General features: G+C 60.6%; 11 protein-coding genes. 7 read left to right on the forward strand and 4 right to left on the reverse strand.

Features of this window, described 5'->3' with window-relative positions; all coding sequences use genetic code 11:
- Positions 1–435 precede the first annotated feature (435 nt).
- The 7 genes from ABR948_RS24450 to ABR948_RS24480 all read left to right on the forward strand — a co-directional run bounded on the left by ABR948_RS24450 (position 436) and on the right by ABR948_RS24480 (position 6542).
- A complete protein-coding gene (locus ABR948_RS24450) occupies positions 436–1992 on the forward strand; it encodes a L,D-transpeptidase (protein WP_428123000.1) in 1557 nt (518 codons plus the stop codon).
- A gap of 373 nt (positions 1993–2365) precedes the next feature.
- On the forward strand, positions 2366–3277 hold the full coding sequence (locus ABR948_RS24455; RefSeq protein WP_428123001.1) for a tetratricopeptide repeat protein: 912 nt from the start codon (positions 2366–2368) through the stop codon (positions 3275–3277).
- A 628-nt stretch (positions 3278–3905) separates the two neighbouring features.
- A complete protein-coding gene (locus ABR948_RS24460; RefSeq protein WP_428123002.1) occupies positions 3906–4652 on the forward strand; it encodes a hypothetical protein in 747 nt (248 codons plus the stop codon).
- An 11-nt stretch (positions 4653–4663) separates the two neighbouring features.
- A complete protein-coding gene (locus tag ABR948_RS24465; RefSeq protein ID WP_428123004.1) occupies positions 4664–5059 on the forward strand; it encodes a DUF6152 family protein in 396 nt (131 codons plus the stop codon).
- Between the two features lie 4 nt (positions 5060–5063).
- Entirely contained in the window at positions 5064–5570 is a 507-nt protein-coding gene (locus tag ABR948_RS24470) for a DUF6644 family protein (RefSeq protein ID WP_428123005.1), read from the forward strand.
- Positions 5516–6073: a DUF6644 family protein gene (locus tag ABR948_RS24475; protein ID WP_428123006.1), complete on the forward strand. Its 558-nt coding sequence runs from the start codon at positions 5516–5518 to the stop codon at positions 6071–6073. The genes ABR948_RS24470 and ABR948_RS24475 overlap by 55 nt, the downstream gene beginning before the upstream one ends.
- Before the next feature lies 1 nt (position 6074).
- The gene (locus ABR948_RS24480) at positions 6075–6542 is read left to right on the forward strand and encodes a hypothetical protein (RefSeq protein WP_428123007.1); all 468 of its coding nucleotides are present in this window, start codon (positions 6075–6077) and stop codon (positions 6540–6542) included.
- A 45-nt stretch (positions 6543–6587) separates the two neighbouring features.
- Here the strand turns inward: ABR948_RS24480 and ABR948_RS24485 are convergent, their stop codons facing one another.
- The 4 genes from ABR948_RS24485 to ABR948_RS24500 form a co-directional block, all read right to left on the reverse strand.
- Positions 6588–6839 (reverse strand): ribbon-helix-helix domain-containing protein, encoded by a 252-nt coding sequence (locus tag ABR948_RS24485; RefSeq protein WP_428123008.1) that lies wholly within the window; start codon positions 6837–6839, stop codon positions 6588–6590.
- Complete coding sequence (locus tag ABR948_RS24490) at positions 6836–7024, reverse strand: DUF4169 family protein (RefSeq protein ID WP_428123010.1); 189 nt, start codon at positions 7022–7024, stop codon at positions 6836–6838. The genes ABR948_RS24485 and ABR948_RS24490 overlap by 4 nt, the downstream gene beginning before the upstream one ends.
- 391 nt (positions 7025–7415) lie before the next feature.
- The gene (gene fumC, locus ABR948_RS24495; RefSeq protein WP_428123012.1) at positions 7416–8909 is read right to left on the reverse strand and encodes a class II fumarate hydratase; all 1494 of its coding nucleotides are present in this window, start codon (positions 8907–8909) and stop codon (positions 7416–7418) included.
- 86 nt (positions 8910–8995) lie between these two features.
- Positions 8996–9496, reverse strand: coding sequence for an SspB family protein (locus ABR948_RS24500; RefSeq protein WP_428123013.1), 501 nt, complete (start codon positions 9494–9496; stop codon positions 8996–8998).
- Positions 9497–9648 lie beyond the last annotated feature (152 nt).

Below are 9648 nucleotides of genomic sequence, written 5' to 3' on the forward strand. Positions count from 1 at the left end.
ATCACACGGGGCAAAAACATTAAATCCCCTCTTTTGCATCAACCGTGCCAAAACGTTTAAGTTGTGTAGGAATTTGAAGCCGCCACGCTTCAAGTTTCCTAAGTCGAGCACCTCTTATAAATCCCCCTAGCGCCCGCTGCCCTGCCGGTGCTCAACCTCCCGCGACTTCGTGCCTTGGCGCTTTTCGGCCGCCGGCCGCCTCAGCGCGTGGATAGACCTGCATCCCGGCAGCCGAAAACCTCGACAATTTCAGCCGCGCGCCACCTTCCTCCTGCGCGGGCTGTCGTATATGAAAGAATTGCCAACGGAACGTGCCGATAGTCCCCGGGAGCGAATTGGCGGCGTGGAGTGTGGCGGCGGTGAGTTAATCCAAAAGTCGCGATCTGACATTATATTCGACGCAAGCGCGGACAGGCATTTCAACCGGGGCAGGGCATGATAAATCGATTGACGATGGCGCAATCCACCGTGGCGATGCGGCGCTGGGGGCTCGCCGCCATGGTGACGCTCGCGGCGATGGCCGCACTGACGGCGCTGACCGCCGATGCCGCGGCGAGACAGGCGCGCCCGGCGGCCCCCACCGAGGCGACGGCGCCGCGCGAGGCAGGCGAGCCGATCATGGCGATCGTGTCGATCAAGAGCCAGCAGGTCACTTTCTACGACGCCGATGGCTGGATCCTGCGCGCGCCGGTGTCGACCGGCACCACGGGACGCGAGACGCCGGCCGGCGTCTTCGCCCTGCTCGAGAAGGACAAGGACCACCACTCGAGCCTCTATGACGATGCCTGGATGCCGAACATGCAGCGCATCACCTGGAACGGCATCGCGCTGCATGGCGGGCCGCTGCCCGGCTATGCGGCCTCGCACGGCTGCGTGCGGATGCCCTTCGACTTCGCTGAGAAGCTGTTCGACAAGACGCGGATCGGGATGCGGGTGATTATCTCGCCGATCGACGCGGCGCCGGTCGAGTTTTCCCACCCGGCGCTATTGGTGCCGAACGCACAGGCCGTCGCGGCGGCTCCGGCGCGTGCCGAGACGCTGGCCCGCGAGGCCGCGGAGGCCGCCACGGCGGCCGACGAGGCCAAGAAAGCCGCCGTGACAGTGGCGCGCGAGACAGCATCGCTCACGGCGTCGCTGCGCAAGCTGGAATCGCTCAAGACCCGTGCCGATGCCGAGCTCGCCTTCGCCGACAAGGCGCTCGCCGCCGCCAAGACGGAGCAAGCCACGGCGCGGGCAGGGGACCTGAAACAGAAGGCCGCCGCCAGGGCCGCGGAACTGGGGACGCAGCTCGACACCGCCAGGGCCGACGCGAAGTCGAAGCCCGACGCCGCCGCCGCAAAGGACGCCGCCAAGGCGGCCGCGACCAGGAAGGCCGACGCCGCCAAGGCGGCGAGCGAGGCGAAGCTCGCGCTCGAGCCGGTCTCGGTCTACATCAGCCGCGCGACGCAGAAGCTTTACGTGCGGCGCGACACCCACAAGCCGTGGCCGGACGGAGGCGAGGTGTTCGATGCGACCATTGAGGTTCCGGTCACGATCCGCGATCCCGACAGGCGGATCGGCACCCATGTGTTCACGGCGATGGCCCAAAACGGCGCGGGCCTGCGCTGGAGCGTGGTCACGATCGACAACTCCGACGACGCCAGGGACGCACTCGACCGCATCACTATCCCGCAGGATGTGCTCGATCGCATCGGGCCGACCGCATTGCCGCGATCCTCGATCATCGTCTCGGACGAGCCGCTGAGCGGCGAGACAAATTATCGCACCGAGTTCGTCGCGGTGCTGAATAACCAGCCCCAGGGCGGCTTCGTGACGCGCCGGCCTACGGCCGATGTCAACGTTGCGAGCGGCAACGACGACGGCTTCGGCTTCGGCTTCTTTTTCCAGCGTAATCCGGCTCCCCAAACTGGCGATCCGCGAACTGGCGATCCGCGCCGGCGCGGCGGCCAGGTCTATCGTCAGGTGCAACCGCAACCGGGATGGTTTCAGTAAGACGCGGCACGCCGTGTGGTGGCCGCATGGTCGCTCGGGGTCAATCGCGGAAGTCGGATAGCGCGCTGTCCTCGTCCGGTTTCATCTGACAGCGGACATAGCTGCATATCGACACGGCGGCCCCGACGGTTACCAAATGCCCGCTTCGGGTCAAAGTGAGATATCCACCAGCGAATGATCGATGTCCGTTCGTCCCTCAACGGCAGACGTTGATCAGGGCAACGAATTGGTCAGCTTCGTGCCAACAGCGGACTCATGAAATGCAAGGTTCGCTGCAACGCTTGAGCAAGTCCATACGCCGAGCCAGCCCAGATGTCGGCTATTGACGCGCCATTTTAAGCCAACATAGTCTTCAGACAGATGAGAACCCGAAATGGCCGTCGTGTTCAGAAATCGATTCATATCGTTTGCCGTCACTTTATGGACCTTGGCGTCGGTCCTTCCTGTCAGCGCGGGCCAGTTTGAAGACGCGGAGGCGGCGGTCAATATTGGCGACTACCTGACTGCCCTGCGATTACTCGGGGCCCTGGCAGATCAAGACAACACCTATGCTGAACGCCTTCTCGGGAGCATGTACATCAAGGGTCAGGGTGTCCCGCAGGACTACGGTTTAGGAATGAGGTGGATGCGAATTGCGGCGGACAAGGGGCTGGCGGATGCGCAGAATCAGATGGGGATTTTGTATCAACGAGGTTTGGGTGCCGAACGAAACGAAGCCGAGGCGGTGAAATGGTTTCGTCTTGCTGCGGATCAAGGCATGGTCCTGGCCCAAAACAATCTCGCGGATGCCTATGCTCTGGGACTCGGCGCGCCGCAAGACTTTGGCGAAGCCCTTAAGTGGTATCACCTCGCTGCGGATCAAAGCTCTTCCTACGCGGAAAATGTTATTGGCATCGCTTACGAACGTGGCCTTCACGTTGCGCAGGACGATGCCGAGGCATTTCGATGGTACCGACGTGCGGCGAACAAGATTTACGAGCGACCCGATGACACGTGGATACACAGTCCGCAGTACAATATCGGGGCCATGTATGCGTCAGGTCGCGGCACGGCTCAGGATTATCTCCAGGCGCTCATGTGGTTCACGTTGGCCGCAGCGTTCGGGGATACGAAGCCACCCGATCCGCTTGGCATCAAGCTGGTCGACACGTCGAAATACACGGCGCTGGAACAACGAGACAGGCTTATGGCGCTTATGACGAGCGCGCAAATCGCGGAGGCGGAAAGGTTGGCGCACGACTGGAGGCCACATCCCATAGTGACAATTGAACGCCGAGAGAAATAAATTCGCACGGCCTGCTGGAATTCACAGTTTAGACCGATCCGCCCAACGTTACTCCCCTGAAAGCCACCAACAGTGCCTGGTCCGATATCTTTTTGGTGCGGCTTCCGTTCCGGATCAATTGCTGCCGAAATGGGCATCCGCGTCATGTCCGGTCTGGAGGCAATCCCGGAAATGCCGGTAAGCCCGAAATGCGCCCGGGTGGTGTGAAAACGCGTGAAAGCGTGAGGATGCACCGAATGGTTTTCTCCGTCGTCGTCTCGCGTTGAGGTTGCCAGCACTATTTGCTCTCGGACTGGCCGGATTGAGATTGTGCTTCTATGCGAAAATTCGACGGCAGATTTTCACACAGCCTGTGCCATTAACGGACCTGCGCACCGAAAAATGATGAGCCTTTTTCGATCATCTAGGCTAGCATCCGCGCCGGGGTGTCATGCGCCGCGGGACGCTTTTCTTTTGCGAGCGCCGCGATTAGGGTGCCCTTCCGCTTGAGATAGTTTGGCGACTGTCCATGCTGGATTCTGAAGCGGTTCGGTCTGACCGTATCCTCCAGCGAAAATACAACCGAAAATACAACGAAAAACAACGGCGAGTCAGCGTGCATATGGTCAGAAAAAACTTCGCGACTGCTTTGTCTGTCGCAGTTGTGGTCGTGGTGTTGGTGGCTTCACGGGCCTTCGCGGCGCAGCCAGATTTCAGCGGCGTATGGATTCCGGACGTCAAGGACCAGAAGCGCCAGGAAACCGAGATCACGCCGCCCTGGAAGCCTGACGTCCTGAAGCAAATTCAGCATCTGGTTGCCGAAGAAAAGGCGGGACGGCCTTTCCTCGTTCTCAGCTATTGCATGCCGCACGGCATGCCGAGCTGGATGCTGATCCCGCACAATGCGATGGAAATTCTGGTGACCCCTGGCCGGATCACCATGCTCGGCGAAGGCGACGGCAACCGGTTGCGGCGAATCTATACGGATGGCCGCGCTCATCCCGAAGACCCCGATCTGACGTTTCACGGCCACTCGATCGGTCATTGGGAAGGCGAGACGTTGGTCATCGACACGGTGGCGATCGCGCCGCAGGCCTATATCGCGATCAGCGAAGCGGCCGGCATCCCGAATAATGGCGACATGCATATCGTCGAACGGCTGCACCTGGCGAAGCCGGATGTGCTTAACGACGACCTTGAAATAACGGCGCCGAAAGTCTTGACCACGACCTGGAAAACGACACGAATTTTCCGCCGCTATCCCGAGCGTCATTACGAGATTACCGAGGGGGAATGCGCTCAGGAAGATCTGAGCGCGGGAAAGGATGAATTCGGCAACGATATCTTCATTCCAGCCCCACAAGGCCCGTACGGTTCGGTCCACGTTGTGAAATAAGGATGATCGAGATGTCGCCGAGAGTTATTTTGCTTGCTGCAAGCCTGATCCTGAGTTCTGGCGGCATGGCCGCGGCACACCATTCGAATGCGGCTTACGATCTCGATCATCCGAAGACCGTCGAAGGCACCGTCAAGGCCGTCAACTGGACCAACCCTCACATCACCTTTGTCATCGAACCGGACGCCAAGACTGGCGACCAGCCTGCTGCGTGGGTGTTCGAAGTGTCGAGTCCGGGTGTTTTGACGCGCTCGGGCTGGACAAAACGCTCGCTCCAGCCCGGAGATCATGCGGTGTTCAACTATGCGCCGCTTCGCGACGGCAATCCCGGCGGATTTCTGCTCAAGGTCATGCTGCCGAGCGGTCAGGAGCTGAGTTACAGCCTGACGCCGCCTGCCGATCAATGACATCATGATTGATGCCGTGCTGAGCGATTTTTCCCGTTGGCTGGCGACGACCGAGCTCAGCCATACCATCCAGGCGGCCGGCTGGGTTATTCCGACCCTGCAGACCATTCACATCCTTAGTGTCGCCGTGGTCTTTTCTTCGGCGATCCTTGTCGATCTTCGGCTCTGGCGGCTGCTCAATCGCGATGTGCCGTTACCCGAGGTCACGCGGCGCTTCCTTCCAGTCATCTGGCCGGTCCTGCTGGTTCTCCTGATAACGGGAGGCCTGCTGATCATCGGTGAACCGCGCCGTTCGCTGCTCAATTCGACCTTTTATCTCAAGATGGCGTTGCTTGCCGTTGCCATCCTGCTGACGGCGTGGCTGCAATGGTCGGTATCGTCGTCGCCGAATTTCTGGGACAAGGATCGGGGGCGGCGGATCGCAGGACAGCTCGCCGCGTCCGTATCCATACTGGTGTGGTGCGGTATTCTCTTCGCCGGACGCTGGATTGCTTACACGCAGGCAGGGTAATGCAGCTCCTTCAAGACATCATTTCATATTTCGAGAACAGCGGGCTGGCGGACAACATCCGCGAGAACGACTTGCTATTTCCCCTGATTGAATCGGTGCACGTCGTCGCGATTTGCCTGGTGGTCGGGTCGATTCTGGCCGTCGATCTGCGACTGCTGGGGTTCGCCTCCGTTCACCGCTCCGTCAGCCGCGTCACGGCCGGCATTTTGCCGCTCACCTGGGTCGCGTTTGCGTTGGCTGTCGCTTCGGGAGGTTTGTTGTTTATTTCCAACGCCACCAAATACCTGGAGAATGGCTATTTCGTCGCCAAGCTTGTTCTGATCGGCGCGGCCGGCTTGAATATGGCGATCTTTCATTTCATCAGTGCCAAGGACATGCCGCTATGGGAGAACCAATCCCGGCCTCCGTTTCAGGCGCGGCTGGCGGGGGGATTGTCGGTTCTACTGTGGATTTCGGTGGTCGCATGCGGGCGCTGGATCGGCTTCACCATGCGGGTTGGCTGAGATGGCTGGTTTGCGGTTCCTTTCCAGCATGATGGCAGCGGTGATCATCACATGTGCGGCGGTATCGCCGTCAATATCAGATGACGCGGCCGGAACTCCTCCCTTCCAGCCCTATGTGGACATGAAGACCTTCATGGAGCATGTGCTTAGTCCGGCCGCGGCGGTCATCTTCAAAGTCAACGGCGTGGTCATCGACGCGAAGGGCGAGCACGATCTCTCTCCCAAATCGGACGACGACTGGGAGCAAATCGTGAGCGGCGCGGCAACGCTGGCCGAGGCCACCAACGCGCTGATGATTCCGCAGCGCGTCCGCGATCCGAGTTGGAACCCCTATGTCAAGAAACTCGCGGACGCGGCCGATAAGGCCTATCGCGCCGCAGAAGCTCACGATCTGAAATCCGTCTCCGAGGTCAGCGACCAGCTCGACGGGATCTGTGCGGCGTGTCACCGTCACTATGGACTGGAATAAATCGTTCTCTGGAAATTTGGAAGGTGAGTTCGTGAGCCTATGCCCTCACGCTGTCGGTTTCGAATCCGACGGGGCGGCGATGGCGCGGGAGCGGAAATAATCCAGCACGAAGAGCCTGATCGCGGAAGACAGATTGCCTTGCTGGCGATTGCTGTCGATCTCGCCGACCAGTTCGGACAGCGTCATGTTCCGAAGTCCCGAAATTTCCTTCATGCCGTTCCAGAATGCTTCTTCGAGGCTGACGCTGGTCTTGTGCCCCGCGACCACGATCGACCGCTTCACGACTGGCGATTTCATGACGCGTCCTCGCCGTCGATGCGATGCTGATCCAGGAGGTTGTTGGCGCGGTTCGCGCGCTGCTCGTCCAGCATGCGTTCGGACCTGGTTCGGCCAAACCGGGTCCGATTGGCTTCAGCCTGCTGTTCCGACTGATGCCGCTCGGTGCGCTTCTTGAATCGCTTCAGGTTGACTAGATCCCCCACGCCCGCCTCCTTTATGCAACCGGTCGATCTGCGACATGTTGACGAAGGCGGGGGTGATCGCACCGGCTGTAGCAGCGCCGTCCGGCCATCTGGAACGATCCGGCTAGCGGGAAGAAGGTGCTTTGAATGAATAACCCTGCGCGCATGCTGGTCGCACAACCCGTATCCAATCCGGGATACGCGTTAGCCAGTTCGGTCGTCATGTAAGGAAATCCCCATTATGGCCACTGATAACATCAAAAAATGCGTCGCGCTGTGCGAAAACGAAAATATTTTGTGCTCTACCATGAGCCGGCGCAATAGCGATAGTCGGTCTGGCTAAGCCTTTAGGAGATATGATCCATAATTATTTCCGGGTTCCGCAATTTGACAAGGGCTGGCGGCGCGCCGATCAGCCGGGGCGCGTCATCTTTTCCGGCTTCACCAGCCGGTCGAATTCGTCAGCGGAAACAAAGCCTAGCCGCAAAGCCTCTTCTTTCAAGGTCGTGCCGCGCGCGTGAGCCGATTTGGCGACCTTGGCGGCATTATCGTAACCGATTTTGGGAGCGAGCGCGGTCACCAGCATCAGCGAACGCTCCATCAAATCCCGGATGCGTTTTTCGTCGGCGCGTATACCGTCGACGCAGTGCTCGGTGAACGAACGGACGACATCGGCCATCAATCGTATGGAATGCATCATGCCATATGCCAAGACCGGCTTGTAGACGTTCAGCTCGAAATGACCCTGGCTGCCGGCGACGGTGATGGCCGTATGATTGCCGAACACCTGACAGCATACCATGGTTACGGCCTCGCATTGTGTCGGGTTGACCTTGCCCGGCATGATCGACGAGCCCGGTTCGTTTTCCGGCAGGATCAGTTCGCCAAGGCCGGAACGCGGACCCGATCCCAGCAGGCGGATATCGTTCGCGATCTTGAACAGGCCGGTCGCCATTGAATTGACGGCGCCATGCGCGAACACATAGGCGTCGTTGGAGGCCAGCGCCTCGAACTTGTTGGCGGCGCTGGTGAAGGGCAGTTTGGTAATCTTGGCGACGTGCCTGGCGAACGCCCGCGCGAACCCCGGTTTCGAATTGAGGCCGGTGCCGACCGCGGTGCCGCCTTGCGCCAGCGGATAGAGTTCCCTGACCGCCATGCGCAACCGCGCGATGCCGCTCTCGACCTGCGCGGCGTAGCCGGAAAATTCCTGGCCGAGCGTCAGCGGCGTCGCATCCTGGGTATGGGTGCGGCCGATTTTAACGATATGGGCGAACGCCTTTTCCTTTTTGCGCAGCGCGCGGTGCAGCGTCTCGAGCGCAGGAATGAGATCGGCTGTCATGTGCATCGCGGCGGCGATATGCATCGCGGTCGGGAACGAGTCGTTGGACGACTGGCTCATATTGACGTGATCGTTGGGATGAACAGGCGCCTTGGCACCGAGCTTGCCGCCCAGCATTTCGTTGGCGCGATTGGCGATCACCTCGTTGAGGTTCATGTTGGTTTGCGTGCCGGAACCGGTCTGCCAGACCACCAGCGGAAAGTGATCGTCGAGCTTGCCGTCGATCACCTCGTGCGCGGCGCGGACGATGGCGCGGGTGCGGCGCTGGTCGAGCAGCCCGAGATCGCGATTGGTTTGTGCCGCGGCAAGCTTGACGATACCGAGCGCATGAACGATGCCGATCGGCATCCGGTCCTGGCCGATGCGGAAATTCTGCCTGGAACGCTCGGTCTGCGCGCCCCAATAGCGATCGGCGGGAACCTCGATCGGACCGAAACTGTCAGTCTCCGAGCGGGTAGAACTGGAGCGGGTAGAACTGGAGCGAGTAGAATTGGAGCGGGTAGAGCTGGAGCGGGTGGATTTGGTGCCGGTCGAAGGGGATTGCGATGCGGGGGTCGATCGAGCCATGGATGATGTCCGTTACGCGCGGCCGCTTGTTTCGCGGGGGCAGCGATAGATTTATTCTACAGGCCGCCGGATAGCCTGCGCTCGGATTATTTCTTGCGGAAGCGATCCAGCCGCACGACTTCGGCGCCTTCGCTGGGCTTGGCTGGCTCGTCCTCGGCAACCGGGGCGGCAACCGCCAGGGCCGAGGATGCAGGCACCGCCGGAAGGTTCGTCGCGGCGGCCTCAGTCGCTTCGGCCGGGTCGAATTGCAGGCCGAACTGCACCGAGGGGTCGAAGAAGCTCTTGATGGAATTGAAGGGAACCACCAGACGCTCCGGGATGCCGCCGAATGACAGGCCGACTTCAAAGCGATCCTCGGTCACCACCAGGTCCCAGAACTGATGCTGCAGAATGACCGTCATCTCTTCCGGATATTGCGCCAGCAGCCGCGGCGACAGCTTCACGCCTTCGGCGGTGGACACGAAGGTGATGAAGAAATGATGCTCGCCGGGCAGACCGTGCTCGGCGGCGTCGGCCAGCACGCGGCGCAGCACGCCGCGCAACGCGTCGCGCGCCAGGACGTCGTATCGGATATGATCGGTCGCCATTATAGGTCCTGTCGCTTTTCAATTCTGCCAGATTATGCCGGCCAAGATGCCGGTAGCCCGACTCGCCCGTTCCGGCATGCTACCCCGGCAGCGCGCCGAGGTCAGCAGGCGTTGCCGCCGGCGGTGGAAATTCCGGCAAGCGCCTTGGTCAG

Origin of the sequence: Bradyrhizobium sp., assembly GCF_050014615.1 — a bacterium.
Classification (GTDB): domain Bacteria; phylum Pseudomonadota; class Alphaproteobacteria; order Rhizobiales; family Xanthobacteraceae; genus Bradyrhizobium.